The sequence below is a fragment of the Borreliella bissettiae DN127 genome (assembly GCF_000222305.1).
Classification (GTDB): Bacteria; Spirochaetota; Spirochaetia; order Borreliales; family Borreliaceae; genus Borreliella; species Borreliella carolinensis.
The window spans coordinates 1-26,473 of sequence record NC_015907.1; the positions used below are offsets into that span (position 1 = coordinate 1).

Here is a 26,473-nt window from a genome sequence, read left to right on the forward strand (position 1 = left end):
TTAAAAATTTTTCTATTGGATAAATTTTATACAAAGAAGGTAATAATGTATAAACAGCAATATTTTATTTCTGGCAGGGTACAAGGAGTTGGTTTTAGATTTTTCACAGAACAAATAGCAAATAACATGAAACTAAAAGGATTTATAAAAAATTTAAATGATGGAAGGGTAGAAATCGTGGTTTTCTTTAATACCAAAGAACAAATGAAAAAATTTGAAAAATCATTAAATGGAAATAAGTATTCAAACATTGAAAACATTGAAAAAATAACTTTGGATGACAATTATCCTTTTCAATTCAATGATTTTAAAATTTATTATTAGAGCTTACTTCTCGTTTAACAAAAACCTTAGATCTTTTATTTTTTGACTTTATATTGCTCACATAAGAATTGTTTTTTTTAGAATAAAACACACTGGCTTTAAAAAAATGTTCAACTTTAAATTTCAGAAACTCTAAAGACTTTCTGTTTCTACAAAAAATATTTAAATTGCCATCAGAAAATTTAATATCAAGACCATAATTACAACCTGTTTTTAAGAATCTACACGAAATAAAACTACCATTTGAACTACTCCTATTAAAAAGAATAAAATATTTTTTACCTCTTTTAGAATCTTTAAAATAAATTTTAAGCCAATCTCCTGCTGGCTTAATTGAAGCCAAATTATCATAAAGATAAGAAATATAAATCATTCTATTGTCGTTGGATTTTAAAATTTTTTTAAAAAAATAATGAGGACCTATTTTCATATCAATTATATAATATATCTTATTAATAAAATATTTCCCAATATTTCGCAAATTATTGGTAATGTCTAAAATTTTAAAAAGCAAAAACTATAGCTTATAATTAAAAATTATTGATAAGTATTCTGTAAGTTTTATATAGTTATAATTGTATCCATATGTGGCTTTAAAAGCTTTGCGAATTTTAACATTCAATCCTCTAACCATTGCCAAAGTTTCTAAATTATCCTTCAACATCAAATCTTTAATTACAATCAATGTTTTAATATAATTATCATCAAATATATGATATTCTTTTATCAAACTTTCTAAACGATCCATTGTAAGAATAGAATAAGTAGCTTTACGTCTAACATATGTATAAATTCTTTGATTAAGTAATGTTAACAAGTTGTTATCTGCTTTATCATCTAAACTATCCAAAACATATCGATTATAATGAAAGGCCGTTGTTATGTCGTTTGGTTCGTGTCCTAAAACTTTTGTTATCCAATAATTCATTTCCATGTTTTTAGGCGCAAACGCAAGATAAGAAAATTTACAATAAATGGCCCTGCAAAAATAAACAGACTCTTCAGGAGCAAAAATATTATTAAAAATTTGACGAAACAATCTATTGTAACTATATGCAAGATTTGAAGAGATTAGTTCTTTGGTAAGATTATCGGTCTGCTCCATATAGCGTATTTCTTTTATAGAATTAATTATTAATTCGGGATCTGCAAAAACTGGAAAAACAACTTCATTAATAATATTATTTTCTCGCTTTTTTGCAATAAATTCCATACGAATATGATTTTTATCTGCAATATAAAATTGAGAAAGCTTCATTACTTCAACAGGACGACGACCTATTGCCATTAAAACTCCATAAAATTTCAATCTAATATCTCGGTTTTGATTCAACAAAAGCTTAATTATTTCAATATAGGTATTTAAATTAATTTTAACAAATATCTGTTCTTTCCTATAACTATTAATTTTTTCAATTTTATATTTATGAGCATAATCATTTAACCATTTTGGAGTTACAAATAAATCTATAAAATATTGAAAATAAGGTTTTTCATTATTCATTTGATTTAAAAGTATTAACTCTTCTATTTTTTCGTGGTCCTTAATTCCTATATTTTTTAATTCTTTTATTTTTTTTGATTTCCAAAAAAATAAAAAAGTATTATCTTTTCTAATCTTTTCAATTACTGAAAGATTAATATATTCTTTAATTATTTTACGAGTTTTTGAAAGATTTAATATTATTGAGCGATTTGTAAATTTATCTTTTCTAAAAAGAATAGCTTTGTGATTTTCTGCAAGAATTTTTATTTTTTCTTTCAATTTTAAATACGAAAGCTCATTATTGAGATATTTGTTATATAGAGTTTCTAATTCTTTTCTAAATATTTCAAAATCATTTTTTATCTTCACTTTTGGAGGCATGTTAATTTAATTATAACAAGTTTAAAATCTTTAGCTAAGTAGAAAATTTCTGATTTCTAAAAATATGCTTATTTTAAAAATAATTACACAATTATACTAGGCTGCATAATAAACCAAAGAAACATTTAATTCACACCGATCAATCTTTTTTTTTAAATTTAAATCACAAAAGAATAAAAAAATTTTAAATAAATTTTTTTATTTTCTAAAAAAGAGCTATTTATAAATAGCTCTCTAATATTTTTATCACAAGTTTTGCAATAGCAATTCCAAAACAATTTCCTATTCTTTCTTTTCCTGCAAAAGCAGAGCCTTATCATATGCTTTAATAAAGGGTAAATACATAAATACTGAAATAATCAATAATAATAAAACTAAAACAAACGATTTAATATCAAGCCCTGTAGAAAAAAAAGCCGCAATAGGAGCAGGAGTTGTCCATGGAACCAGAGTTCTAACTCTTTCAATAATTCCAAAATTAGTAAGAGTATATGCAACAATTATATTAAATATAGGAATAAGCAAAAAAGGAATACCTAATATAGGATTTAAAACTATTGGTGCACCAAACATAATAGGTTCATTAATATTAAAAAGACCAGGGGCAAACGAAAGTCTCCCTATAGCCTTTAGATGTTGAGATTTACTAAGCATCATAGCAATAGCAAGGCCTAAAGTTGCACCAGCACCACCAATATACACAAATGAATCAAGAAATCCCCCAGCTAAAATATGAGGAAGTGGAAGATTGTCAGAAAGAGCCCTAATATTAGAATCAAGATTTGACAAAATTATAGGATTAAGAAGAGCAACAATAACATTAGTACCATGAAGGCCGCAAAACCATAATATATGAACAATAAAAGAAATTGTTAAAGTCCCAACTAAAGTATCGCTAATTTGCAGAACGGGCCTAAACATATTCATAATTATTTCAGGGAAAAGGCTTCCCACAGAACTTTGAATAGCAATATTAACACTTTGAGCTACAATTGAAAGCACAATAACAGGAATTAAGGCCTCAAAAGATTTTAAAACAGCAGGCGGAACAGACTCTGGAAGCTTAATCGCCATATTTCTTTGAACTAAAAATTTATAAACTTCAACAGAAAAAATAGCAGCAATAATAGCAGTAAATACCCCTTGAGCACTAAAATACCTTGCATCAATTACAGGAAACCATGAATTAGGCTGAACTCCCCATTTAGCAGCATCCCCACCGTAAGGTATCCAATCTGATTGCCCAGCTAAAATTAAAAATGTGTAAAGAGATAAAAATCCTCCTGTAATCCCACTAAGTTTATAATGATTAGATAAGTTATAACCAATGCCAAAAACAACAAATATAGACATAATACCCATACTTACATAAAATGGCTGAACAAGATTTCCTTTATATTTAGCCATTAAATCAACATACCACTGCTGGTATAACATTGTTGCAGAATCTGTAAAAGGCAAATTAACCAAAAGTAAAATAAAAGAACCAACTATTAAAAAGGGCATAGAAAAAGTAAAACCATCTCTTAAGGCAATTAAATATCTATTTGAGCCAATTTTACTAGCAATAGGAACTAAAGTAGTTTCAATAAAATCTTGAAAATTCATGAAAACCATCCTCCAATAAAAACTAATTAAAAGTTATAATTAATAACTTATAATATTTATTATAATATAATTTATCCTTCAATAAAAACTAATTAAAAGTTATAATTAACCGCTTATAATATTTGTTATTATATGGTATAATTAATACCAATGATAATAAAATCCTTATAAGATATATTTATAATAAAATTATTTATTTTAAATATATCTTATAATATAATCTTTATAAGATATATTAAATATTATTAATTATTGGTTTATAAATAAAAGGAGAATATTTTATACATGACTAAAAAAACATATAGCATAGAAGAATTAATAGATAAAATAAGCATGCCTGTTGTAGCTTATTCTGGCGAGGCTAAAAGCTTTCTAAGAGAAGCTTTAGAATATGCCAAAAACAAAGAATATGACAAAGCAGAGCTTGCTATACAAGAAAGTAAAAAATCTATTGCAAAGGCTCATGAAGCACACAGGGAAATAATACACCAATCAGCTACTAATCCAAACTCTGTTAAAGCGCCTTTTATTTTAATTCATGCTGAAGATCATTTAATGTCTGCAATTTCAGAGTCAAGCATTTTTGAAGAATTAATTAATGTTTACAAAATAATAAATGAAATAAAAAACTAGGAGGAAATATGAACATACTACTTGTATGTGGAGCTGGAATGTCCACAAGTATGCTGGTACAAAGAATTGAAAAATATGCTAAAGCAAACAATATAAATGCAACAATTGAAGCTATTGCTGAGACACGACTTGGCGAAGTTGTTGACCGCTTTGACGTTGTTTTGCTTGCACCACAGTCAAGATTTAATAAAAAAAGACTTGAAGAAATCACAAAGCCCAAAGGAATTCCAATCGAAACAATTAACACAATCGATTATGGAACAATGAATGGCGGGAAAGTATTACAACTTGCAATTAATGCATTTAACAATAAAAGTTCTGTTTAAGGAAGGCTAAAATGAAAGAAATTGGAATATCTATATATCCTAATGTGAGCCCTAAAAATAAAATTATCGAATATCTTGAGAAAAGTTCTCATTTTGGATTTACCCAAGTATTTACCTCTTTACTCTATATTAACGGAAATGAATTTGACAACTTTAAAGAATTACTTAGCATTGCAATTAAGAACGGAATGAAGCCCATTATCGATGTAAGCCCTGAAATTTTCAAAGAACTGGAAATCGATCTTTCAAATCTTAGAAATTGTCCAAAACTGGATTTTTTTAAAAAGCTTGGTGCTTGGGCAATTAGATTAGACAATACATTTACAGGCATTGAAGAATCATTAATGACTTTTAACGACTCTGACCTTAAGATTCAACTTAATATAAGTAATATAAATAAGCATATTGATACAATAATGTATTTTAAGCCTAATATAAAAAATTTGCTTGGGTGTCATAATTTTTATCCTCACAAATATACAGGACTTTCAAGAAATTTCTTTAAAGAAACAACAAAAATATTTAAACACTATTCGATCCCAACAGCTGCATTTATTAGTTCTAATAATGCAGAAGAATGTGCGCGAGGAAAAGAAAAAGAAGGCGTTCCCACACTAGAATCACACAGATCTAAAGATATAGAAATCCAGACAAAAGATCTTTTCAAAGAAGGAATAGATACAGTTCTTATTTCTAATTGTTTTCCAAGCGAAACAGAACTAAAAAAAGTCTCAAAGGTAAACAGAAATATTTTAGAGCTCAAAGCAGATCTAAATCCAAAAGCAACTTTAGTGGAAAAAGAGATAATACTTGAAAATTTACATTTTAATAGAGGAGATATTAATTCCTATAGAATTAGATCAACTATGCCAAGAGTGTACTACAATAATAAAAAATTCCCTGTGCATTCCCCAAATGAAATTAAAAAAGGAGACATCCTAATAGACTCTTCAGAATATTTAGGTTATGCGGGAGAACTTCAAATAGCACTAAAAGATACCCCAAACAATGGCCTTGTAAACGTAGTTGGGAAAATAGTCAATGACGAAATATATCTGCTTGAAAAAATAGAACCTTGGGAAAAATTCAAAATAATAGAAGATAAATAAATGACCCAATAAAAAGTTAGGTTTATTGTAAAAACCTTTCAATTGCTTTAAGGACATAATAATAAACAGTAATGTAAGACTCTCTTAACCCCAAATTTTTAGAACTATCAAGAAAATATATAAATTCATTGGTAGAAGAATTAAGATCCACAGCATCATTTTTAAGTTCAAAATCCCGATTAATAGCCTTTATATCATCCAAATTAAAAACAATAGTGACAAAATTCTGAATATTGCTATTAATGTTATTTTTAAAAGAATTCTTTTTATCAAAACTATTAATGCCGTTAAATTCGGAATCATTTGAATTTAAATTAGAAATTGTTAATTTAAATTTACGATCAAAAAAAATACCAAAATCATAGGTTAATACGCTTGCTTTTTTAGAACTTAAAGCCAATTTCATTACAATATTATTGCTTAATTTATCTAAAATAAAAAAATATGAATAATAACTAATATCTTTAATAGAATTAAAGTAATTCTTAGTATGAATACCGGTTTTAAATTTACCATTTCCTAACGATTCATATAAACCAAGCTCAATTTTTATTACCTCATCTAAAGGTTTAATAAAAATTGAAGAAATACTAATATTACACGAAAACAAAAAAATAATAACGGGAAAAATAAAATTAAACTTTTTTTTCATCTAAAATTTCTCATTAAATATACTAAAATATATTAATATTAATGAAAAGCTTGCATAAAAAGTATAATAAATTCTTTAATAATTAAAATCAAAAAGAATATAATTATTGCACTAGAATTTAATTTATACGGTTATATAGAATTACTTAAGGAACAAAAAATGAAATACCTTAAAAACATTTCCTTATTTTTGTTAATTTTAGGTTGCAAGTCCATCTCAAATGGTAATTTCAATCTGCACGATACAAATCATAAATTAGGAAAACTAAAATTTCAAGAAGACTCAATAATAATCAGAAATTATGACAATAAAATATCTATTGTGGGAGTATACAACCCTTTAACAGAAAAAGAAAATTTTAAAGTCAATATTTACATTAAAAAAAAAGGATTACAAATAAATCCCGAAAGCATTTTGATAAATGAAGAAAAAATTAATTATTTAAAATATAAAGCAGAGCTTAAAGTAAAATCCAGCTTTAATAAAAGCATTATTAGTATTTCACTAACCAATTCAAGAGATCTATTAACCCACATTTACGATAAAAGCACAGGGAAATACATTAACATTGACTTTAAAGATAATTGGAATGTAGCACATAGCATAAAATTTAATAAGGAGTATATTTTAGCATATATAACAGATTTTGATAAAGAAATTAAAATATCTAAAAATATTTTGCAAAAACGTATTGATAGTAGAAAAATTGAAATTGAAAAAACAGAGCTTAAAACAGAATATAATGAAATAGAGGATTATTACATCTATAGTATGAAAATTCCGAAATTATTTGAAAAATCAAACACCCCCCCAGAAACTTACGAAACATTTATTATAGCAAATTATTACCCCTGTGAAAATTTAAATATTCTGTTTTTAAATTTAAGCTTATACTCTGATCAATTGCGCTTTCTAAACTCCATTTATGATGAGAATGATAGAAAATTAAAAATTGAGCCTCCTGTGAGAGCTTTAAAGAATTCAAAAACAATAAAAGAAACATTAAATATAGTATTAAGTCCACAAAAAATAATAGAGTTAACAAAAAACACTGAAAAAGATATTACTTTAAAATTAAAATCTTACGGAGAAAAGGGCGAATTCACATTTGAAATATATAAACCACTTCTTTTAAAATTCTTAAAAGAAGTAGATCATTGCATAAAAAATTTGCAATCCAGTAGGTATAAATTTTAACTCATTGAATTTTACATATTTGATTATAAATTTACTAATAAAACTTTACTTTTTTAAATAAGTGTATTATCATTAACTTCGGTGCTTAATGCAATAAAAGATCAAACGATAGGAGCTTAAAATGTATCAAATAAAAACTAACAAGATGCCTTTTAATAAAGTAGTAGACCGAAGATTGAAAATATTTTGGGTCATCCAAAAACTAAGCGCCAACTATTTTATATCTAAAAAAAAATATTCTCTAAGCAATGTTGTAGTAATGACAAATTCTATATTGGAAAAAAAAGGATTTAAAAAGGTTACTAAAAGAACAATACAAAATGACATAAAAATTTTTGAAAATTTAGGATTAATTAAAAGTCATTTCAATCCACTTGGAAAAAACAATGGGAGTTTTACTTACTACACCATAAATAAAGCATTTGAAAAATTAGCTAAAAAAATTATCAGTACAGCATATTTTATTGATAAAAAATCAAAGAATGAAAAATTAAAAAATAAGCAAATAAAAAAATTTAAAATAATAGAAGCATCTCAAAAATATAAAATTTCACATCAAATAACTTCACATGTATTAAGTGATGATATAAGTAAAAATTATAAGAATTCTAAATATTTTTTTAGAAGAAAAAATAAAAACATAAAAAAAACTATAAACTTCTTAGAAAAAGAAATCAAAAAAAAATTAAAAGAAATAAATCTAGAAGAAATTAAAGAAATAACAAAAAATAACATAACTTATAAAAACTCATTATGGAACTTAAAAGATTTTATGGAAGAATTACAAGAATACGAAGAAAAAGAAATCATAAAGTTCTTCAAAAGAGTCCTAGAAAAAAAGAAGAAGAAAATATGGTTTATGGCAAAAAAATTCAAAAATACGGACTTTAACAAACTAATAAAAGAATTCAAAATTAAAAATAAAACGAAAAGCGAAAAAAAATTAGAAGACAAAAACCAAATAAATACATCAAATAACATAAAAAATGCTGTTATATTAATGAAAGCCTTAATAAAAAACCAAAAATATGATAAAAAAATAACAAAGTAAAGCAAAAAAAATCTAATGAAAAACAAAGAAACAAAAAAAAAATTTTTCAACAAAATTGAAAAATCAAAAAACAAAATTATTTATCATACTAAGATTTTTAGTATGATAAATAATTTTGAAGCAAGACCCAAAAAAGGAAAATTTTGGATATGTCTAAGAAATGTATTTAACAGTAGGAAATACGAGAGTTTTCATTTATTTTCAATAAAAGAAAATGATAAATTTTTAGGAATTTTTTATGGTTTTATAAATCTTCCAAAACCATTTGTTATAAATTATTCGGAAAAAGGGACAAAAAAAACAATAAGATTAAAAAAAATATTTTATATGGAATTCAAATTCAAAAAAGGAAGTGTTTTTTGTTATTTAAGAAGCTTATATATATTCACCAAAAATGAAAATAAAAATAAAATTTTTTACAAATCTCTTTTAGAAAGAACTCTAAAAATTGAAGAAGAAATACATAAATTTTATAGCAAAAAATACAAAAATAATAAAGGAATATTAAATTGGATACAAAAAAACCAAAAATAATAACAATTGCATCAATAAAAGGGGGGGTGGGAAAAAGTACAACAGCACTAATATTTACAGAAATCCTCTCAAAAAAAAATAACAAAATACTATTAATAGATTTAGATCCACAAGCAAGTAGTACAAGCTTTTATATTAACATCTTAAGGAAAAAAAATCGTATCCCAAAAGATATTAATATATACAAAGTTCTTAAAAAAGAAATAGACATAGAAAATTCAATAATCAAAATAAATAATAATACAGATTTTATAGCAAGTCATATAAACTTAAGCAAGTTTAATGAAGAAAGTATTTCATTAAAAGAAAATTTGCTTAAAATTTTTTTAAGCTTCATCCAGAACAGATACGACTTCATTATAATGGATACTGCACCCACATTGGGAAGTTTGCTCAATAACAGTCTGATAATTACAAATTACTTAATTATACCTTTACCAACAGATCAGTGGGCGATTGAAAGCTTAGATCTAATATCTAATAGATTACATGATCTTTTTAGAAAGGATTTACCAATGTTTTACTTAATAACCAAATTTATTGAAAGACAAAATATCGATAAAGAACTTAAAAAATTTATCGAATGTGAATATAAAGGCAAGTTTTTAGGAAGTGTTCCAAAAAGAGATAATTTGCGTAAAACCATTTTTTACAGAGAGGAATTTAATTCTAACGAGGATTATTATAAAGCTTATGAAAATATACTCGAAAATTTTTTAAGTATACTTTCAAATTAGTTCCATATGGAACTAAAAGTTCCATATGGAACTAATTTGAAAGTATACAATGGAGTAAAAATAAACGATGAAATTAAATAAAAAAATAGAAATTGTTAAAAGGGTTGAATTTAATGGAAACGAATTAAAAAAAACCAGAGAGTTTAGATACTTAGAATTGAAAGAAAAATTAAAAATTTTAATAAAAGAAGAATCTTTCAACAAAATTGAAACAGCCCGAATTTTAAAAGAAATTAATGATAATAAATATTACGTTATAGATAAATATAAAAGTTTTGGGCATTTTATAAAAGATTATAATATGGCAAAAACCACTGTTTATAGATATATTAAATTGGCAATAGGAATAGATAGTGGAAAAATCAATTATGAATTAATTTTAAAAAAGGGGATGCATTATGCTATGCAATTTTTAGAAAATAATGTAATTATAACTACTTCAAAAAGTATATTAAATAGATCACTTAAGTTAAAAATTGAAGATGAAAAAAGCTTCAATTTTTATAAATCAGATACAAACTTTGTAAGTTTTTTACTAAAAGAACTATATTACGATAATCAAAACATACTTATAAATATTAAAAATAAATATGACAGCTTAAAAGATAAAAAATAATATTCTAAATTTATAAAAATAGTATTACATACAAAAAATGTTTCTAAAATACTTTACAAAAAAATAAAATACTATATAATAATCTATATAGATTGAGATGCAATGTCTCGCTCTTGTTGTTTGATTAGAATAATAAGTTGGCTACCTAACGGTAGCCTTTGTCATTTTTGTAAATGATTAAGATAGTAATTATTTACCTTTTATATAAATTCTATGTTGCAACAAAATGCTTATTTTAAACTGGAAATAAACAACCATTAATTATAAAAATTAATTTTTATAATCTTTACTTTCAATTGATTCAACCATTACTAAAAAGTCCAAAATTTTATACTTTTTCAAGCTTAAATCTTCCAACCCAACCTTAATTTTAACTTCATTGTTCTTATAAGAAGCCTCTTCTTCTTTAATCATCTTTTCCAGTAGAGACTTAGACAAAACAAATGAAGAATAATTAATCCAGTTGCCAAAAAAATGGTTATTATCTCTTTTATAGCTTACTTTTCCTTCAATTCTAGTTCCATCTGGTAATAATAAAGGATTATGCTCTGTTATACTATGGTTTCTAAACCTTGTATATAAAACTATTCTGGTTATTCCTGTTTTATAATTAAAAATTCCTTTAAGTTCTGCATTTTTGTTTAAACTTTGGTATATTCTAAATGTTTTTCCAAATTGATCGTGCTCAACGTTTAAGGAAGCGCAAGATATTAATAAAAAAAATACCAACAATTTTAAAAATTTTAATTGGTTTTGATATAATCTCATATCCCTCTCCTTTGATAAAAAAATTATAGGCTAGTGAACATAATAATATATTTTTTATTAGATCATTGCAAACAATTTTTAATAAATTAATTATTATTTCTTTATAGCATTTTTTTAAAGCCTCTTGATTACTACTTTTGTTTAGTATTGCTTTTGCTATAAATGTATAAGAAAGTTTTAAACCTGATAAAGGTGCTTTAAAAGCAAGAAAGTTCTTTATAAGAACTTTTATTGCAACAAAGGAAGTGTTAAATATGAAATTTAATTCTAATTTTTTAAAATTCAATATTAATTTATTTTTTATTTATTTGCTGTAGAATAACTAATTCTGTTTTAGAAGATTTAATATTAAAATCATTATAATATATTCAGATAAAGATTGAAAATCAATATATATATATATATATATATTCTCTTAATAAGAAATGCATTATAAATGTTTTATTTTAGAATAATTTAAGTGTGTTTAATAATGTTAATGTGAAGTTATATTTTATATATAATAATAATGTAGGCAAAATTTAAATTTATAAAAACTTATAAGGATGCTTGTATGAAAATATTGATGAAAAAGTTAAAATTTTTATTAATTTTTAATTTAATTTTATTTATTTCTTGTGTTAATAAAAGTAATGGAAACAAATTGGTTTTTAAGCTAAATATCGGAAGTGAGCCCGCTACTTTAGATAGTCAACTAATAAACGATACAGTTGGATCGGGAATTGTAAGCCAAATGTTTCTTGGTATTTTAGATGGAGATCCCAGGACTGGAGGATACAAGCCTGGACTTGCAAAAAGTTGGGATATTTCTGATAACGGATTAGTTTATACGTTTCATTTAAGAGATAATCTTGTTTGGAGTGATGGAGTCGCTATTACTGCCGAGGGAATAAGAAAATCTTATCTGAGAATTTTAGATAAAGAAACCGGATCGTCTTTTGTTAACATGATTAAGTCTGTTATAAAAAATGCAGAAGAGTATTTTGACGGCAAAGTAAATGAGTCTGATCTTGGAATTAAAGCTCTTGATGAGAAAACTTTGGAAATAACGCTAAAATCCCCAAAACCATATTTTCTTGATATGTTGGTACATCAAACATTTGTTCCTGTCCCAGTGCACGCTATTGAAAAGTATGGACAAAGGTGGACAGATTCTGAGAATATGGTTGTTAGTGGTCCTTTCAAATTAAAATCTAGGGTTTTAAATGAAAGGGTTGTTCTTGAAAAGAACAATAAGTATTATAATGCCAAAGACGTTGTTCTTGACAGTATTATATTTTTTATTGCAGATAATAGCATTACAGCTTATAATATGTATTTAAATGATGAACTAGATGCAATTTTTAACAATGTTCCACCAGATTTGCTTAAGGATCTTAAGCTTAGAGACGATTATTATTCAATGGGGACCAATTCAACCTCTTTTTATTCTTTGAACATAAAAGTAAAACCGCTTGACAATGTTAAAGTTAGAAAGGCGCTTTCTCTTGCTATTGATAGAAAAATTTTAACAGAGAGCGTTCTTAATGATAGTTCTATTCCGACAAGAAGAGCAACTCCAGATTATATTGATTACTCTTATAAAAGCAACCTAAGCGTATTTGATGTTGAAATGGCAAAAAAGCTTTTGGTGGATGCAGGATATCCTAATGGTAAAAATTTTCCTTTATTGAAAGTAAAATATAATACAAATGATCGCCAGAGAAAAATTGCTGAATTTATCCAAAATCAGTGGAAGAAAAATTTAAATATTAATGTCCAGCTTGAGAATGAAGAATGGTCAACATATATAAATAGCAGGGTTAATGGTAATTATGAAATAATAAGGGCAGGGTGGTCTGGAGATTATGCTGACCCTATGACATTCTTAAGCATCTTTAAAACGGAAAACACATCTTTTTCATCTTATGGGTATTCGAATTCTGAATATGATAAACTTTTGATAAAATCAGATAATGAAAGAAATATTCTTGAAAGACAGGAAATTCTAAAAAAAGCAGAAGCAATAATAATTGAAAGAGATTTTCCGGCTATATTTCTTAATATAACTTCTTCTAGTTATCTTTTTAGAAACGACAAGTGGAAAGGTTGGGAGCCAAATATTTCAGAAAGATTTAATTTATCTGAAATAAAACCAATTAAATGATTTATGCTTTATTTGTTCCTAAAAATTAATTTTTAATTGTAAATTATTTAAAGCCAGATCTTTTGATCTGGCTTTAAACAAAAATAAGAAATGAATTCTTAAATCAAGAATTCATTTCTTATTACATTAATTATTTTAGAATTATTACTTACAAATAAAGTAAATGCTAGTATATTAATGCTAGAAAAAATATTGCAAAAACAGAGGGCAGTATTCTTTTCCTATCAATGTTGGTATTTCTTTTAAAGAAAAATGTAATATTTTAATTTTTTAACTATCTTTATTTATGTTAAAAACATCGTGAGGATGGGATTCTTTTAATGCAGAGTGGCTTATTTTTACAAACTTAGAATTTATTTTTAAATCAGATATTGTAGTTGCTCCTAAATAACCCATTCCAGACATTAAACCACCTTTTAATTGAGTCAAAATATCTTTTAATTCCCCAGAATACGGCACCATGCCTTCAATTCCTTCGGGTACTAATTTTTTGGGCTCGTTGTTTTCTAGTTGAAAGTATCTTGATTTAGAGCCTCTTTTCATAGCAGAAATAGAGCCCATTCCAACGTAAGATTTGAATTTTTTCCCATTGTAAATTATTTCTTCCGAAGGAGATTCTTTTGCGCCCGCAAAGAGATTGCCTATCATTGCGCTATCAGCTCCTGCTGCAATGGCTTTAACCACATCTCCTGAAAATCTGATTCCGCCATCTGCTATAATGCAAATATTTGTATTTTTACAAACTTCATAAACATCGCAGATTGCTGTTATTTGGGGAACACCAACCCCCGCAACGATTCTTGTTGTACATATGCTACCCGGACCTATTCCTACTTTTAAGCAGTCTACTCCTGCGCTTATTAAATCTAATGCGGCTTCTTTAGTTACTATGTTGCCAGCAATAAGATCTAAGTTTGGGTACTTATTTTTAATTGTTTTTACAAGTTCTATTATTCTTGTAGAATGCCCGTGGGCAGAGTCTATAACAAGAATATCTACATGTGCTTTTACAAGCTCTTCAACGCGTTCTATGGTATCAATATCAATGGAAACAGCAGCGCCGACTCTTAGTCTGCTATTCAAATCTTTGCATGCATTAGGAAAATCTTCTTTGTGTTCTGCATTTTTGCATATTTCGGATTGTTGTTCGTTTGTATCTCTCTTAGTGTTAATAGTCTTTTGGAATTGATATGTTTTTACTTTTTCTATTTCTTTTTTTTGATCCTCTATTGACATATTTTTATGTATAATTCCTATTCCACCTTCTTTGGCAATGGCTATTGCCATTTGGCTTTCTGTAACAGTATCCATTGCTGAGCTTAAAAAAGGTATGTTTAGGAATATGTTTTTTGTCAATTGTGTTTTTAAGCTAACCTCACTAGGCAATACAGAGGATTTTCTTGGAATCAAAGACACGTCATCAAAAGTCAAAGCTTCCTTTATTATCTTATTTGTCATAAAATTTCCTTTTTATTGTTTTTGTTATTCCCATTCTATAGTTGATGGAGGCTTAGAAGATATGTCATAACAAACTCTATTTATGCCTCTAACTTCATTGATTATTCTTGAAGAAACTTTTTTTAAAAAACTATAAGGAAGTTCAGTCCATTCTGCAGTCATGAAGTCTTGGGTATTTACACATCTAATTACAGCTGTGTATTCGTATGTTCTTTGATCTCCCATTACGCCTACAGATTTGACAGGGAGCAATGCGACAAATGCTTGTCTTATTTGATAATATAAATCATTTATAAAAAGCTCCTCTGTGAGAATATTGTCTGCTTCTTGTAAGATATTTATCTTCTCTTGTGTTACTTCTCCAATTATTCTTATAGCTAGTCCTGGGCCTGGAAATGGGTGTCTATAAAGAGATTCTTTTTTAATGCCTAGATTTATTCCGATTTGAATTATTTCATCTTTAAAAAATTCATTCAAAGGTTCTAAAAGTTTTAAATTCATCTTATCTGGGAGTCCCCCTACGTTGTGATGAGATTTGATTTTTGAAGAAATACTATCTTTTGATTTAGATTCAATTACGTCAGAATAAATTGTTCCTTGAGCTAAATATTCTATATTTTGATCTTCTAAAGTAATTTTTTCAAAAACATCTACAAATTCTTTTCCTATTATTTTTCTCTTTTCTTCAGGATCACTTATATTTTTCAAATGGTTCAAGAATTTTTCAGAAGCATCAATGTATTTTATATTTAAATCATATTGATGTTTTAATTCTAGTATTTTTTTATCTTCATTTTTACGCAACAATCCGGTGTTTACAAAAACGCAGATTAAATTTTCTTTTATTGCTTTTTTTATAAGTAATGCACAGACTAAAGAGTCTGTACCACCAGAAAGTCCCAAAATAACTTTTTTGCTTCCTACTTTGAGTTTAATTTTTTCCACAATGGCTTCTATATTGCCCGCTAATGACCAATTAATTTGAGCTTGGCAAATTTTAAAAACAAAATTTTTAATTATTTGATCGCCAAATTCAGAATGAGTTACTTCTGGATGGAATTGTAGACCGTAAATTTTTTGAGTTTCATTTGATATAGAAGCAATACAATTTTTTGTAAAAGCCAATTGTTTGAAATTATCAGGAATTTTTTCAATACTATCTCCATGGCTCATAATAATTTGGAATTTATTTGGAAGTTCTGAAAATAAAAGAGATTTTTCATCTTTTAAAAAGATTTCAGAGCTTCCATATTCTTGTTTAGAGTCTTTAGATACTAGGCCTCCAAATAATTTAACAATTATTTGCATTCCATAACATATTCCCAAAACAGGTATTTTTAAATTAAAAATTTCCATGTTCAGGGTAGGAGCTTCTTTTGAATAAACAGAAGCAGGCCCCCCACTTAATATTATTCCTGAGATGTTCATATTTTTAATTTCTTTTAAAGTAGTATAGTAAGGCATTACTTTTGTATAAACGCCAATTTCTCTAATTCTTCTTGCAATTAGTTGACTATATTGAGATCCAAAATCTAATACAAGTATTGCCCTAGTATTCATCATATAAGTCCTTAAAATAAATTAAAAGTTTTCTTATTAAATCGCACTTCACCTAATTTTAGCATATTTAGCCTTGCTTATGTCGATTTTAAAATTAAATTAAGATAATTTTTTCAAATTATTCAATAGTTATGATTGAATAATTTTTCAATAAATTGACTTGAAATATTTGAAAAATTATTTTTCAAATATTTTTCAAATAAAAATTGAAAAGTAAAATTGTTGGACTAATAATTCATAAATAAAAAGGAGGCACAAATTAATGAAAAAGAATACATTAAGTGCAATATTGATGACTTTATTTTTATTTATATCTTGTAATAATTCAGGAAAAGATGGGAATTCTGCATCTACTAATCCTGCGGATGAGTCTGCTAAGGGGCCCAATCTTACAGAAATAAGTAAAAAAATTACAGATTCTAATGCAATTGTTCTGGCCGTGAAAGAAGTTGAGACTTTGCTTTTATCTATAGACGAACTTGCTAAAGCTATTGGTAAAAAAATAAATAATAATGGTTTAGATGTTCTGCAAAACTTCAACGCATCATTGTTAGGAGGAGCTCATACAATATCAAAATTAATAACAGAAAAATTAAGTAAATTAAACGGTTCAGAAGAATTAAAAGAAAAAATTGAGGCTGCCAAAAAATGTTCTGATGATTTTACTAAAAAACTACAATCTAGTCATGCAGAGCTTGGTGTTGCTGGTGGTGCTACTACCGATGAAAATGCAAAAAAGGCTATTTTAAAATCAAATGCAGATAAAACCAAGGGTGCTGACGAACTTGGGAAATTATTTGAATCAGTAGAAAGCTTGGCAAAAGCAGCTAAAGAGATGCTAGCTAATTCAGTTAAAGAGCTTACAAGTCCTGTTGTGGCAGAAACTCCAAAAAAACCTTAATTAAGATCAATATTATAAGATTAATTTGTTTTAAAAAAGTAACTGGAAAAATAAAGTCAATATAAGTCAAGAAAGATTTCTTGGCTTATATTTTTCTATTTCCCCAAAAAATTTTTAAAAATTAATTTTAAATACGAATTAAATGATTTTAACTTTAAGTTTTTCTTCTTTAGAAGAAAAATCTATTTCAAAATTCGTTAATAAATTAAATTTAAGTATCCCAAATATAAAAAAATTAAGTAGTAATTTTTGAAGGCTTAAATGGTTTTTTCAGATTTTAAAGGTAATATAAGTATTTTTTTGGCTATGTGATTTGAATGAAGTTTTTATTAATAGGAGGGAAATAATCCTTTGAAAATTTTGGAGATAAAAATCTCTTTCATAATTTATAATTTAGTTTTTTGAAATTGTAAATTTTAAATTTTTTTTATAAATGGCAAATAGTCAATAAATATAAATAAATTTAATAATAAAAATTAGACACAGTATTATCATTACTGGAGAGATTTTATTTCTTTTATTTCCCAATAAATTAAGTATTATGTTTATTAAAACATAAAATATTATTCCAATACTTATACCGGAAGAGATATTGTATGTTAGGGGAATTAAAAAAAATATCAAAAAACTGGGAATATTTTCTCTTATATTAGAGAAATTAATTTTCAATATTTCTCTGCACATTGAAAATCCTACATATATTAGTGCTGCAGCAGTTGCACTAGCAGGAACAGCAATAAATAATGGCGAAAGAAATATTGCAATAAAGAACATTATGCCCGTTACTATTGTTGTAAGCCCGGTTTTGCCACCTTCTTCTATTCCTGTACAACTTTCAATGTATGCGGTTACAGTTGAAACTCCCATTATTGCTCCAAAAGTAGTAGAAATGGCATCAATTAAAAATATTTTTCCAACATTAGGAATTTTTCCGTTTTTGTCCAACATATTACCTTTTGCTGCCACTGCTATTAAAGTGCCCAAAGTATCAAATAAATCGTTAAACAGTAATACCAACACAATTGTAATAAAACTCCAAAAATGTTTGCTTAATATGTAGGAAAAATCCATCTGATTAAATATTGGTCCAATAGATTCGAATCTTAAAATTCCATCTGGAAAACGTATTCCGGCAGCAACTGCGCTTTCTGGACTAAATATAGCATATATCCAGGATATGGCAGTGACTGAGCAAATTGCCCAAAGTATACTTCCTCGTACATTTAATTGTTCAAAAATTACAATAAAAAATAATCCTAAAAATGTAAATAAAACTTTTAAGTCAATAAATGATCCAATTCCCACCAATGTAGCATCATTTTTAATAATAATTCCCCCATTGACAAAGCCAATAAAAGCAATAAAAAGTCCTATTCCAACCGTAATAGAGTATTTTAAATTTACCGGTATGGAATTTGCAATGCTTTCCCTAGCTCTTGATAAAGAGAGCACAATAAAGATTAGCCCTTCGGTAAAAACAGCGGCTAATGCAACTTGCCAAGGAATATTCATTCCAATTACTACAGAAAAGGCAAAAAATGCATTAAGTCCCATACCTGGTGCTAGTGAAATAGGGGTATTGGCGTAAAGCCCCATTAATATACTAGAAAGTGCTGATGTTAAGCAAGTTGCAGTAACTAATGCACCAATTGGCATGCCTGTGCTAGACAATATTGCAGGATTGACAGCTATTATGTATGCCATACTCAAAAAAGTGGTAATACCACCTATAATTTCTTTTTTATAATCGATGGTTTTATTTTTAAATTGAAATAATAATGTTTCTTTGGATTGATTCATTACAGATTACTCCTCAAATTTTATTTTATATCAAAAATTAAATTAGCGCTATTTATCAGATTCTAATCTATTAATAAAACATATTGGTCAATTGAATTTTATGAAAATATTAATAGCCATAAATAAATTTAATAATAAAAATTAAGCACAATATTAGTAATACAGGAGAAATCTTAATCTTTTCTTTGCTAAAAAGATTAAATGATACATTGACTAAAATGTAAAATGCTGCTCCAACAAAAAATCCTGAAGAAATGCTATAAGTTAAAGGAATCAAAAAAAATATTAAAAAACTAGAAATATTTTCTCTAATATTAAAGAAATCAATTTTTATTATTTCTCTACACATTGAAAATCCTACATATATTAGCGCCGCAGCAGTTGCGCTTGCAGGAACAGCAACAAACAAGGGAGCGAAAAAAACTGCAAATAAAAATAATACTCCAGTTACAATTGAAGTAAGGCCTGTTTTTCCACCCTCGGCAATTCCTGTAAAACTTTCAATGTAGGTAGTAACAGTTGAAACCCCCATTATTGCCCCAAAAGTAGTAGCAATGCCATCTACCAGTAATATTTTTTTTGCATTGGGAATTTTTCCATTTTTATCCAACATACCACCTTTTGTTGTAACACTTATTAAAATACCCAAAGTATCAAATAAATCATTGAACAAGAGAATAAAAACTATTGATATAAAAGTCCAAAAATGTTCATTTAAAACATAGGAAAAATCTAATTGATTAAATATTGGCCCAATGGATTCAAATTTTAGAACTCCGATAGGAAGATGTATACCAATAGATTTGGCGCCTTCTAAATTAGATATTGCATATATCCAAGCTATAAGAGTAACTAGACTAATTGCCCAAAGTATACTTCCTCTTACATTTAATTGTTCGAAAATTACAATAAAAAATAATCCTAGGAATGTCAATAAAACTTTTAAGTCAACAAACGAGCCAATTCCAACCAATGTAGCATCATTTTTAATGATAATTCCCCCATTGACAAAACCAATAAAAGCAATAAAAAGTCCTATTCCAACCGAAATAGAATATTTTAGATTTATTGGAATAGAATTTATAATTTGTTCTCTTACTCTTAAAAAGGATAAGAGAATAAAAATTAGTCCTTCAATAAAAACAGCGGCTAATGCAACTTGCCAAGGAATGTTCATCCCAATTACCACAGAAAATGCAAAAAACGCATTCAAACTCATTCCAGAAGCTAATGCTAAAGGCGTATTGGTATAAAGCCCCATTAGTATAGTAGAAAATGCTGCTGTTAAACAGGTTGCAGTAACTAGCGCACCAATTGGCATACCCGTGTTCGATAGTATTGCTGGGTTAACAGCTATAATATATGACATGCTCAAAAAAGTAGTAATGCCTGCAAAAATTTCCTTTTTATAGTTAATATCACTGTTTTTAAATTGAAAAAATAAACCTTTTACATATTTCCCCATAAAACTTTCCTTTTTATTGTTTAAAAATATTTTCAATAATAAATTGGTCTTTTAATTCTTTTTAAAGGTCTATTGCACCTTATTAAGCATATTGTTCTGCAAAAGAATATTTTCACTGTCAGGCAAGTTTGAAAATACAATAGTTTTAATAGTTTTTTCAGAACTATTTGTAATAACAAATTTTCTCGCTTTAATAAGCTTTAAATAAGCTTTTAAAGAAATATCTTTTCCAACGCTAAAAAAGGTTTGAAGATATTTATCATCAATTAGCTTGTGACGATTAAATAGAAATAAAGCAATTATATCATTTTCAACTTTTAAAAATAAGGGTTCTTTGTACCTTAAATTCCAAGTATTAGAAACAGTAAAATAATGTCTTAAAGAAATTTTATTATTCTCTTGAATTAATTTAATATATTTGGAATCTTTTTTTAATTCGGGAATACCATTAAAAGAAATTGTAGAACAAGATAATGTTAAAGGTATTAGATAGAAAAATAATAAATATTTTTTAAAAATTTTTAAGATAATAAATAATATGTGGGGGTTTTTATAAAATTTTGTTTTTAAATGCATATTCTAAAGTATTTTTTGTATTCTTGAAATTAACATCAATAAACCTTGGATCATATTGCAAGGTATCCTTAGTCCAAACCTGAAAAGAATCCTCGTTAAATAAAAAGACCAGCTTTTTGTAAGGAGTTAGAGCTTTCGACATAAGAGTAAAATTATCCTTATCAAGATTAATGTACAAAAACTTAAAATTTCCAATACTAACTACCTTAGAAATGGCAATACTTCCAATATATTTATTGTCTTGAATTAATTTCAAATACCCTTTAGTAAAATTTAAATTTGAATCTAGCATAACATTTAAAAAAACAGTAAATTTATTGCTCGATTTATCTTTTTTAATGTATATTTGACTGTCTGGATAAAAATAAAGAAAATAATCTGCTCTTTCAATTTTTTCAAAATTCTTTTCTAAATCTTCAGCAATATTCAAAATCTTGCAAGAAGAGCAAATAAAAACTATTAAAATCAAAGAAAAACTATATTTCATAATTAACTTATATTATACAATACAGGAAGGAGAGTATTTATATTAAATGCATGAAAACAAATTCAGCTCTTATATTGAAAACTCTAAAGCCTATTCGGATTATATAATATTAAAACATAAAATATTGCTTATTCCTGTTCCTATAATAAAAATTGCTATGGGAGAAGATCTTAAAATTTTCGAAATAGGTTTTCAAGATAAACATAAAGATTTTTCAGGATATATTCAATTAAATGAAAACTCTTTATATATAAATGAAAACATGAGTCTTGAAAATAAAAGATTTACAATAGCAAAACACTTGGGGCATTATTTGATGCATCAAAATCAAATTAAAAATCTATCTAAAAATGAAAATTATTATGGCGATATTCAAGATAGTCAAATGGCAACAGAAGCCAACATATTTGCAGCAAACATACTAATTCCAACAACCACATTAAAATTAAAATTATCTCAATATAAATCTAGAGAGTGCCCTCAAAAAACAATAGCAAAAGAATTTCAAGTAACTGAAAATACAATTTATTTAAAATTAAGCATACTCAATGATCTTAGCAAAATAGACAAAATAAAAAAGAGTAAAAAATTCTTAAAAATTAAAAACACAAAAGAAAAAATAGAAGCCAACATTTACCTCCACAATACAGATAAAATTAAAGAATCAATAGCTCTTGATTTGGAAAAATATGAACTTAAAAAAAAAGAACAAATTAAAAAAATATTTGAGGATCTAGAGTAAAAAGCTTTCTTAAATTAAAAACTTTTTGAGTATATATTCCATCTTTAAATTAGCCAAGACTAAATAATCTTTACTCTTAATAAGAGAATCTAAATGGTTTTTTGCAATTACAATCCAATACTTATTATCCATAAATTTTTTAGCAGTTGGAAAATTTACTTTCAATGAAAAATTTTTCATAATTTTTTGTTTTTCAAGATAAGATAAAACTTCTGCCTTAAAAGATGCACCTTGAGTCGAGCTATAAGCAATAAGTATTCTATATAATTTCTTATTGTAAATAAAAAGGTCTTTAATAAAATTAATATTGTTATTGAAATTAGACTCATCAACGTAAATATACGCGCTATTTTTAGCATCACCCAAACTTTCAAAATCAAACAAATGGTGTAAATGTTCATGGGCTTTTATTTTAAAATTTGAAATCTTCAAATCAGGGTAATTCATCAAAGATGATAAAATAGCTAAATTTATTTTATCTTTTTCTGGTATTTTGACCAAAGATACCGTTGAACAGCCGCAAAACAATATAAAATAAACAGGAATTAAAAACTTCTTCATTTAATGCCTAATTGTATGCTTTTAGCAAAATAAAGTAAAGTAAATAAAAATATATAAATAATTTTGATATAATTTAGAAATAAACTTTAAAAGGATGTAAAATGAGCTACTACGTGCTAAGCAAAATATTTCTATACTTTGGATACCTTGCTATTGGATTTCTATCTTTTACAATTTTCAATAAAAACTTAAGAAATAAAATCAGAGATAAATTAAAAAATTTATATTTTTTATATTATTTAACTTTTTTTATTCTTTTTATTATTAGCTCAAATTTATCTTATTACTTTACCGAAAAGCAGTTATTGGAAGATTTTAATATTTTTGAAAAAGAATTTCTTGAAATACATAAAATAAACGAACAATTTTTTCAAAAATATCTACTAAACTTCCCAGTACCAATAAGAATGGAATTGATGTCAAAATTTAATCCAATATATACGGTGTTTAATGCTAGTTTTGAGAAATATGCTAAAAACATTGGAAAAAGTTCTTACGAAATTCAAACAAATTATAAAAATTATGCCAAAGCAACAAATTCAGAAATTAAAGAAAAACTTGAACAAATAAAAGAAAATATTACTCCTATTTATAATAAATATAAATTACCTATTCTAAATGGAGAAAATACAGAAATAAGTATTGATGTAAATGGAAATATTATTCCTGTTATAAAAAATGCAAGCGGACAAATAACAGAATTACTGTTTTACGATCAAAATTATAATTTAATCCCCTTTAAAAAATTTGAAAGCCATAAAGTTAGATTTGATTTAATTCCAGAAAATAAAAATATACACTTTAAAGAACTAATAAGCGTTTACTATCTTGATGAAAAAAATATTATCACCCCCATAGAATATTATAAAAATAATATAGAGACCAGCCCTTATTACATAGACTTGCAAGAAAATAAAGATAATTTTCTTAAGACAATAAAAATCAAAAAAGAATATGGTTTATACATTGAGAAAAAAAAGCATTTACAAAATTTAACTGAAAATGATAAACTTAATGATTTTAAAGAATTTTTATCAAAAAATAATAATATCTTTTCATTAAATACAATATTTTCTAACGGCAATCCAATATTCACTTATGCCATAAATGTAAAAGCAAAAAGTATTATAAATTATTTAATAACAAAAGAATTTAATATTAATTTAACAAATCAAAGTTCTCAAACAGCTCTTCATAATGCTATAATTCAAAATTATGATTTAAGTTTTATTAAATCACTTATCGAAAAAGGCGCTAATCCAAATATCAGAGATGGTGACAATAAATTACCTATAGACTACTCTGATAAAACTAGTGAAATCTATAAATATTTGATCGGAATTTAGCTTTACAATGATAATTGCTAATTAATTAGCCTTGCAACAACATTCTAAGCTAAATTGATCTGATTTATTCCTAAATTTCATTTAATTTATTTATTTTAAATTAAATGAAAACAAAGATTAAAAAACAATACTTTAATAATAAATGACATGAAATTAAATTGAAAATAATCTTTAATGTTTTTTAGAAAAAAATTTTATAAACAGCGCTTTAATATATTATTATTTATTCAACACTTATATTTACAAGATTAAAAAATCTTGTTAAGATATTAAGCGTATTATACAAATTAATTATTTTAATTAATTAATTTGTATTTAATAAAAGGGGAAAACTATGTCAACATCATCAGCATCTATATCTATATTTACAATATTACAAAAAGTGGGAAAAGCTTTCATGCTTCCAATAGCACTTTTACCAGCAGCTGGAATTTTATTGGGAATTGGGGGAGCATTTACTAATGAAACAATGATTCAAGCTTATGGATTAGAAGAGATCCTTGGAAAAGGAACTGTAGCTAGCTCGGTACTTTATCTTATGAAATATACAGGAGAAGTAATCTTTGCAAACCTGCCTTTAATGTTTGCAGCAGCAATTCCAATCGGACTTGCCAAAGTAGAAAAAGGAACAGCTGCTCTAGCAGGAGTAGTTGGATTTTTGGTTATGCATCAAACTATAAATGGAATCTTATACATACAAGGAATCACACCAGAAAGCGCAAGCTTAAAAGCATTATTGGAATTAGGAATGCCCGAAACAGTTGCAACTGCAAAAAGTCAAGAATATACAAATGTACTTGGAATATTCTCTCTTCAAATGAGCGTAATGGGGGGATTGATAGCCGGATTTGTTGCTGTCTTTCTTCATAACAGATTTCACAATATTCAATTGCCTACATTTTTAGCATTTTTTGGAGGCACAAGATTTGTGCCAATTATAACCACAATAATAATGTTTGTAGTAGGAATATTTTTAACATTTACTTGGCCTTTTATCCAAGGCGCAATGACTTCTTTTGGAAGAATTGTAGAACAATCGGGGCTTTTTGGAACATTTGCATATGGAGCAATAAAAAGATCTTTAATTCCGTTTGGACTTCACCATATATTTTATTTGCCATTTTGGCAAACAGCTGTTGGAGGAACAATGGAAATAAATGAAGAACTTATATCAGGAGCACAAAATATATTCTTCAAACAACTTGCAGATCCCAATACTGTACACTTTGAAGTTGCAAAAGGAACAAGATTTTTTAGCGGAGAATTTGTTGTTATGATTTTTGGACTACCTGGGGCTGCGCTTGCTATGTACCACACATCAAAACCCGAAAATAAAAAAAACGTAGCTTCATTACTATTATCTGCCAGCTTTACATCAATGTTAACAGGAATTACAGAGCCTCTTGAATTTGCATTCCTTTTTGCAGCCCCAGCGCTTTATTACTTTATATATGTTCCTCTTTTTGGACTAGCATATCTTTTAACACACCTTTTAAACGTAGGAGTTGGACTAACATTTTCTGGAGGATTTATAGATATGTTCCTATTTGGAATACTTCAGGGAAACAGTAAAACAAATTGGATAGCAATTCCTATATTAGGAATCTTCTACTTTATCGGATTTTACTTTATATTTAAATTTGCAATCATGAAATTCAATCTTAAAACAATCGGAAGAGAAGATGAAGAGATGGAAAAAGACATGATGATAAGCTCAGAAAAAACAAGCTTATCAGAAACCGCTTCAAAAGTATTAGAAGGCCTTGGAGGAAAAGATAATATTACATACATTGATGCATGTGCATCAAGACTAAGAGTTAATCTAAAACAAATAGAATTCATTAAATCAGATACTTATTTCAAAAATCTGGGCGCTAGTGGAATATTAAGAAAAGGAAATAGTGTTCAAATTGTATTTGGAGGGTTGTCCGATAATATAAAAATGGAAATCGACAAGCTTATGTAAATTTTTTTAAAACATATAAAAATAACCAATCCAATAGAAAAAA

26 protein-coding genes are annotated in these 26,473 nt (G+C 26.4%); 14 read left to right on the top strand and 12 right to left on the bottom strand.

What is annotated here, in order from left to right:
* The first annotated feature begins 45 nt into the window (after positions 1 to 45).
* Positions 46 to 324, top strand: coding sequence for an acylphosphatase (locus BBIDN127_RS04230; RefSeq protein ID WP_014017645.1), 279 nt, complete (start codon positions 46 to 48; stop codon positions 322 to 324).
* On the opposite strand, the gene BBIDN127_RS04235 is transcribed toward BBIDN127_RS04230, so the two are convergent.
* The 3 genes from BBIDN127_RS04235 to celB all read right to left on the bottom strand — a co-directional run bounded on the left by BBIDN127_RS04235 (position 308) and on the right by celB (position 3,799).
* Positions 308 to 754 carry a hypothetical protein gene (locus BBIDN127_RS04235; RefSeq protein WP_014017646.1) on the bottom strand — a complete coding sequence of 149 codons (447 nt, stop codon included), beginning with the start codon at positions 752 to 754 and terminating at the stop codon, positions 308 to 310. The two genes, BBIDN127_RS04230 and BBIDN127_RS04235, sit on opposite strands and share 17 nt — an antisense overlap.
* A gap of 87 nt (positions 755 to 841) precedes the next feature.
* Complete coding sequence (gene resT, locus BBIDN127_RS04240) at positions 842 to 2,191, bottom strand: telomere resolvase ResT (protein WP_014017647.1); 1,350 nt, start codon at positions 2,189 to 2,191, stop codon at positions 842 to 844.
* A gap of 282 nt (positions 2,192 to 2,473) precedes the next feature.
* Positions 2,474 to 3,799, bottom strand: coding sequence for a PTS cellobiose transporter subunit IIC (celB, locus tag BBIDN127_RS04245; RefSeq protein ID WP_014017649.1), 1,326 nt, complete (start codon positions 3,797 to 3,799; stop codon positions 2,474 to 2,476).
* A gap of 285 nt (positions 3,800 to 4,084) precedes the next feature.
* Here celB and BBIDN127_RS04250 point away from each other — a divergent pair, with 285 nt between their 5' ends.
* The 3 genes from BBIDN127_RS04250 to BBIDN127_RS04260 are packed head-to-tail and all read left to right on the top strand — an operon-like array spanning position 4,085 to position 5,867.
* Positions 4,085 to 4,432, top strand: a complete 348-nt coding sequence (locus BBIDN127_RS04250; protein ID WP_014017650.1) for a PTS lactose/cellobiose transporter subunit IIA — start codon at positions 4,085 to 4,087, stop codon at positions 4,430 to 4,432.
* 8 nt (positions 4,433 to 4,440) lie between these two features.
* Positions 4,441 to 4,758 (top strand): PTS sugar transporter subunit IIB, encoded by a 318-nt coding sequence (locus BBIDN127_RS04255; protein WP_044055001.1) that lies wholly within the window; start codon positions 4,441 to 4,443, stop codon positions 4,756 to 4,758.
* Positions 4,759 to 4,769: 11 nt separating this feature from the next.
* A complete protein-coding gene (locus BBIDN127_RS04260) occupies positions 4,770 to 5,867 on the top strand; it encodes an alpha3-beta1 integrin-binding protein (protein ID WP_014017652.1) in 1,098 nt (365 codons plus the stop codon).
* Positions 5,868 to 5,889: 22 nt separating this feature from the next.
* Here BBIDN127_RS04260 and BBIDN127_RS04265 read toward each other — a convergent pair whose 3' ends face one another.
* Positions 5,890 to 6,519, bottom strand: coding sequence for a hypothetical protein (locus BBIDN127_RS04265; RefSeq protein WP_014017653.1), 630 nt, complete (start codon positions 6,517 to 6,519; stop codon positions 5,890 to 5,892).
* A 159-nt stretch (positions 6,520 to 6,678) separates the two neighbouring features.
* Between BBIDN127_RS04265 and BBIDN127_RS04270 the strand changes: the two genes are divergently transcribed.
* The 5 genes from BBIDN127_RS04270 to BBIDN127_RS04290 all read left to right on the top strand — a co-directional run bounded on the left by BBIDN127_RS04270 (position 6,679) and on the right by BBIDN127_RS04290 (position 10,654).
* Entirely contained in the window at positions 6,679 to 7,716 is a 1,038-nt protein-coding gene (locus tag BBIDN127_RS04270; protein WP_014017654.1) for a hypothetical protein, read from the top strand.
* A 121-nt stretch (positions 7,717 to 7,837) separates the two neighbouring features.
* On the top strand, positions 7,838 to 8,767 hold the full coding sequence (locus tag BBIDN127_RS04275; protein ID WP_014017655.1) for a plasmid maintenance protein: 930 nt from the start codon (positions 7,838 to 7,840) through the stop codon (positions 8,765 to 8,767).
* A gap of 15 nt (positions 8,768 to 8,782) precedes the next feature.
* Positions 8,783 to 9,301 (top strand): DUF226 domain-containing protein, encoded by a 519-nt coding sequence (locus BBIDN127_RS04280; RefSeq protein ID WP_014017656.1) that lies wholly within the window; start codon positions 8,783 to 8,785, stop codon positions 9,299 to 9,301.
* On the top strand, positions 9,277 to 10,038 hold the full coding sequence (locus tag BBIDN127_RS04285; RefSeq protein ID WP_014017657.1) for a ParA family protein: 762 nt from the start codon (positions 9,277 to 9,279) through the stop codon (positions 10,036 to 10,038). The genes BBIDN127_RS04280 and BBIDN127_RS04285 overlap by 25 nt, the downstream gene beginning before the upstream one ends.
* A 67-nt stretch (positions 10,039 to 10,105) precedes the next feature.
* On the top strand, positions 10,106 to 10,654 hold the full coding sequence (locus tag BBIDN127_RS04290; RefSeq protein WP_014017658.1) for a chromosome replication/partitioning protein: 549 nt from the start codon (positions 10,106 to 10,108) through the stop codon (positions 10,652 to 10,654).
* A gap of 270 nt (positions 10,655 to 10,924) precedes the next feature.
* On the opposite strand, the gene BBIDN127_RS04295 is transcribed toward BBIDN127_RS04290, so the two are convergent.
* Positions 10,925 to 11,422 (bottom strand): hypothetical protein, encoded by a 498-nt coding sequence (locus BBIDN127_RS04295; RefSeq protein WP_014017659.1) that lies wholly within the window; start codon positions 11,420 to 11,422, stop codon positions 10,925 to 10,927.
* Between the two features lie 553 nt (positions 11,423 to 11,975).
* Between BBIDN127_RS04295 and BBIDN127_RS04305 the strand changes: the two genes are divergently transcribed.
* Entirely contained in the window at positions 11,976 to 13,568 is a 1,593-nt protein-coding gene (locus BBIDN127_RS04305) for a peptide ABC transporter substrate-binding protein (RefSeq protein ID WP_014017660.1), read from the top strand.
* Positions 13,569 to 13,838: 270 nt separating this feature from the next.
* Here the strand turns inward: BBIDN127_RS04305 and guaB are convergent, their stop codons facing one another.
* Together guaB and guaA are read right to left on the bottom strand one after the other, a co-directional pair.
* Positions 13,839 to 15,026: an inosine-5'-monophosphate dehydrogenase gene (gene guaB / locus BBIDN127_RS04310; RefSeq protein WP_014017661.1), complete on the bottom strand. Its 1,188-nt coding sequence runs from the start codon at positions 15,024 to 15,026 to the stop codon at positions 13,839 to 13,841.
* Between the two features lie 24 nt (positions 15,027 to 15,050).
* Positions 15,051 to 16,586, bottom strand: coding sequence for a glutamine-hydrolyzing GMP synthase (gene guaA / locus BBIDN127_RS04315; protein ID WP_014017662.1), 1,536 nt, complete (start codon positions 16,584 to 16,586; stop codon positions 15,051 to 15,053).
* Between the two features lie 262 nt (positions 16,587 to 16,848).
* On the opposite strand from guaA, the gene ospC reads away from it, so the two are divergent.
* On the top strand, positions 16,849 to 17,487 hold the full coding sequence (gene ospC / locus BBIDN127_RS04320) for an outer surface protein OspC (protein WP_014017663.1): 639 nt from the start codon (positions 16,849 to 16,851) through the stop codon (positions 17,485 to 17,487).
* Positions 17,488 to 17,931: 444 nt separating this feature from the next.
* Here the strand turns inward: ospC and BBIDN127_RS04325 are convergent, their stop codons facing one another.
* From BBIDN127_RS04325 to BBIDN127_RS04340, 4 genes are all read right to left on the bottom strand, one after another.
* Positions 17,932 to 19,287, bottom strand: a complete 1,356-nt coding sequence (locus BBIDN127_RS04325) for an NCS2 family permease (protein WP_014017664.1) — start codon at positions 19,285 to 19,287, stop codon at positions 17,932 to 17,934.
* A 109-nt stretch (positions 19,288 to 19,396) separates the two neighbouring features.
* On the bottom strand, positions 19,397 to 20,752 hold the full coding sequence (locus BBIDN127_RS04330) for an NCS2 family permease (protein ID WP_014017665.1): 1,356 nt from the start codon (positions 20,750 to 20,752) through the stop codon (positions 19,397 to 19,399).
* Positions 20,753 to 20,821: 69 nt separating this feature from the next.
* Positions 20,822 to 21,328 carry a hypothetical protein gene (locus tag BBIDN127_RS04335; protein WP_014017666.1) on the bottom strand — a complete coding sequence of 169 codons (507 nt, stop codon included), beginning with the start codon at positions 21,326 to 21,328 and terminating at the stop codon, positions 20,822 to 20,824.
* Positions 21,303 to 21,815, bottom strand: coding sequence for a hypothetical protein (locus BBIDN127_RS04340; RefSeq protein WP_014017667.1), 513 nt, complete (start codon positions 21,813 to 21,815; stop codon positions 21,303 to 21,305). Before BBIDN127_RS04340 ends, BBIDN127_RS04335 begins: the two co-directional genes overlap by 26 nt.
* A 46-nt stretch (positions 21,816 to 21,861) precedes the next feature.
* Between BBIDN127_RS04340 and BBIDN127_RS04345 the strand changes: the two genes are divergently transcribed.
* A complete protein-coding gene (locus BBIDN127_RS04345; protein ID WP_014017668.1) occupies positions 21,862 to 22,557 on the top strand; it encodes an ImmA/IrrE family metallo-endopeptidase in 696 nt (231 codons plus the stop codon).
* Positions 22,558 to 22,566: 9 nt separating this feature from the next.
* On the opposite strand, the gene BBIDN127_RS04350 is transcribed toward BBIDN127_RS04345, so the two are convergent.
* A complete protein-coding gene (locus tag BBIDN127_RS04350) occupies positions 22,567 to 23,118 on the bottom strand; it encodes a hypothetical protein (protein WP_014017669.1) in 552 nt (183 codons plus the stop codon).
* Positions 23,119 to 23,423: 305 nt separating this feature from the next.
* Here BBIDN127_RS04350 and BBIDN127_RS04355 point away from each other — a divergent pair, with 305 nt between their 5' ends.
* Both BBIDN127_RS04355 and BBIDN127_RS04360 read left to right on the top strand, forming a co-directional pair.
* Positions 23,424 to 24,464, top strand: a complete 1,041-nt coding sequence (locus BBIDN127_RS04355; protein WP_233421652.1) for an ankyrin repeat domain-containing protein — start codon at positions 23,424 to 23,426, stop codon at positions 24,462 to 24,464.
* Between the two features lie 334 nt (positions 24,465 to 24,798).
* On the top strand, positions 24,799 to 26,430 hold the full coding sequence (locus BBIDN127_RS04360; protein WP_014017671.1) for a PTS transporter subunit EIIC: 1,632 nt from the start codon (positions 24,799 to 24,801) through the stop codon (positions 26,428 to 26,430).
* Positions 26,431 to 26,473 lie beyond the last annotated feature (43 nt).

Excerpts from the sequence above, each read along its gene's own strand:
- BBIDN127_RS04230 (WP_014017645.1), top strand. The coding sequence starts at position 46 with ATGTATAAACAGCAATATTTTATTTCTGGCAGGGTACAAGGAGTTGGT.
- BBIDN127_RS04235 (WP_014017646.1), bottom strand. The coding sequence starts at position 754 with ATGAAAATAGGTCCTCATTATTTTTTTAAAAAAATTTTAAAATCCAAC.
- resT (WP_014017647.1), bottom strand. The coding sequence starts at position 2,191 with ATGCCTCCAAAAGTGAAGATAAAAAATGATTTTGAAATATTTAGAAAA.
- celB (WP_014017649.1), bottom strand. The coding sequence starts at position 3,799 with ATGAATTTTCAAGATTTTATTGAAACTACTTTAGTTCCTATTGCTAGT.
- BBIDN127_RS04250 (WP_014017650.1), top strand. The coding sequence starts at position 4,085 with ATGACTAAAAAAACATATAGCATAGAAGAATTAATAGATAAAATAAGC.
- BBIDN127_RS04255 (WP_044055001.1), top strand. The coding sequence starts at position 4,441 with ATGAACATACTACTTGTATGTGGAGCTGGAATGTCCACAAGTATGCTG.
- BBIDN127_RS04260 (WP_014017652.1), top strand. The coding sequence starts at position 4,770 with ATGAAAGAAATTGGAATATCTATATATCCTAATGTGAGCCCTAAAAAT.
- BBIDN127_RS04265 (WP_014017653.1), bottom strand. The coding sequence starts at position 6,519 with ATGAAAAAAAAGTTTAATTTTATTTTTCCCGTTATTATTTTTTTGTTT.
- BBIDN127_RS04270 (WP_014017654.1), top strand. The coding sequence starts at position 6,679 with ATGAAATACCTTAAAAACATTTCCTTATTTTTGTTAATTTTAGGTTGC.
- BBIDN127_RS04275 (WP_014017655.1), top strand. The coding sequence starts at position 7,838 with ATGTATCAAATAAAAACTAACAAGATGCCTTTTAATAAAGTAGTAGAC.
- BBIDN127_RS04280 (WP_014017656.1), top strand. The coding sequence starts at position 8,783 with ATGAAAAACAAAGAAACAAAAAAAAAATTTTTCAACAAAATTGAAAAA.
- BBIDN127_RS04290 (WP_014017658.1), top strand. The coding sequence starts at position 10,106 with ATGAAATTAAATAAAAAAATAGAAATTGTTAAAAGGGTTGAATTTAAT.
- BBIDN127_RS04295 (WP_014017659.1), bottom strand. The coding sequence starts at position 11,422 with ATGAGATTATATCAAAACCAATTAAAATTTTTAAAATTGTTGGTATTT.
- BBIDN127_RS04305 (WP_014017660.1), top strand. The coding sequence starts at position 11,976 with ATGAAAATATTGATGAAAAAGTTAAAATTTTTATTAATTTTTAATTTA.
- guaB (WP_014017661.1), bottom strand. The coding sequence starts at position 15,026 with ATGACAAATAAGATAATAAAGGAAGCTTTGACTTTTGATGACGTGTCT.
- guaA (WP_014017662.1), bottom strand. The coding sequence starts at position 16,586 with ATGAATACTAGGGCAATACTTGTATTAGATTTTGGATCTCAATATAGT.
- ospC (WP_014017663.1), top strand. The coding sequence starts at position 16,849 with ATGAAAAAGAATACATTAAGTGCAATATTGATGACTTTATTTTTATTT.
- BBIDN127_RS04325 (WP_014017664.1), bottom strand. The coding sequence starts at position 19,287 with ATGAATCAATCCAAAGAAACATTATTATTTCAATTTAAAAATAAAACC.
- BBIDN127_RS04330 (WP_014017665.1), bottom strand. The coding sequence starts at position 20,752 with ATGGGGAAATATGTAAAAGGTTTATTTTTTCAATTTAAAAACAGTGAT.
- BBIDN127_RS04335 (WP_014017666.1), bottom strand. The coding sequence starts at position 21,328 with ATGCATTTAAAAACAAAATTTTATAAAAACCCCCACATATTATTTATT.
- BBIDN127_RS04340 (WP_014017667.1), bottom strand. The coding sequence starts at position 21,815 with ATGAAATATAGTTTTTCTTTGATTTTAATAGTTTTTATTTGCTCTTCT.
- BBIDN127_RS04345 (WP_014017668.1), top strand. The coding sequence starts at position 21,862 with ATGCATGAAAACAAATTCAGCTCTTATATTGAAAACTCTAAAGCCTAT.
- BBIDN127_RS04350 (WP_014017669.1), bottom strand. The coding sequence starts at position 23,118 with ATGAAGAAGTTTTTAATTCCTGTTTATTTTATATTGTTTTGCGGCTGT.
- BBIDN127_RS04360 (WP_014017671.1), top strand. The coding sequence starts at position 24,799 with ATGTCAACATCATCAGCATCTATATCTATATTTACAATATTACAAAAA.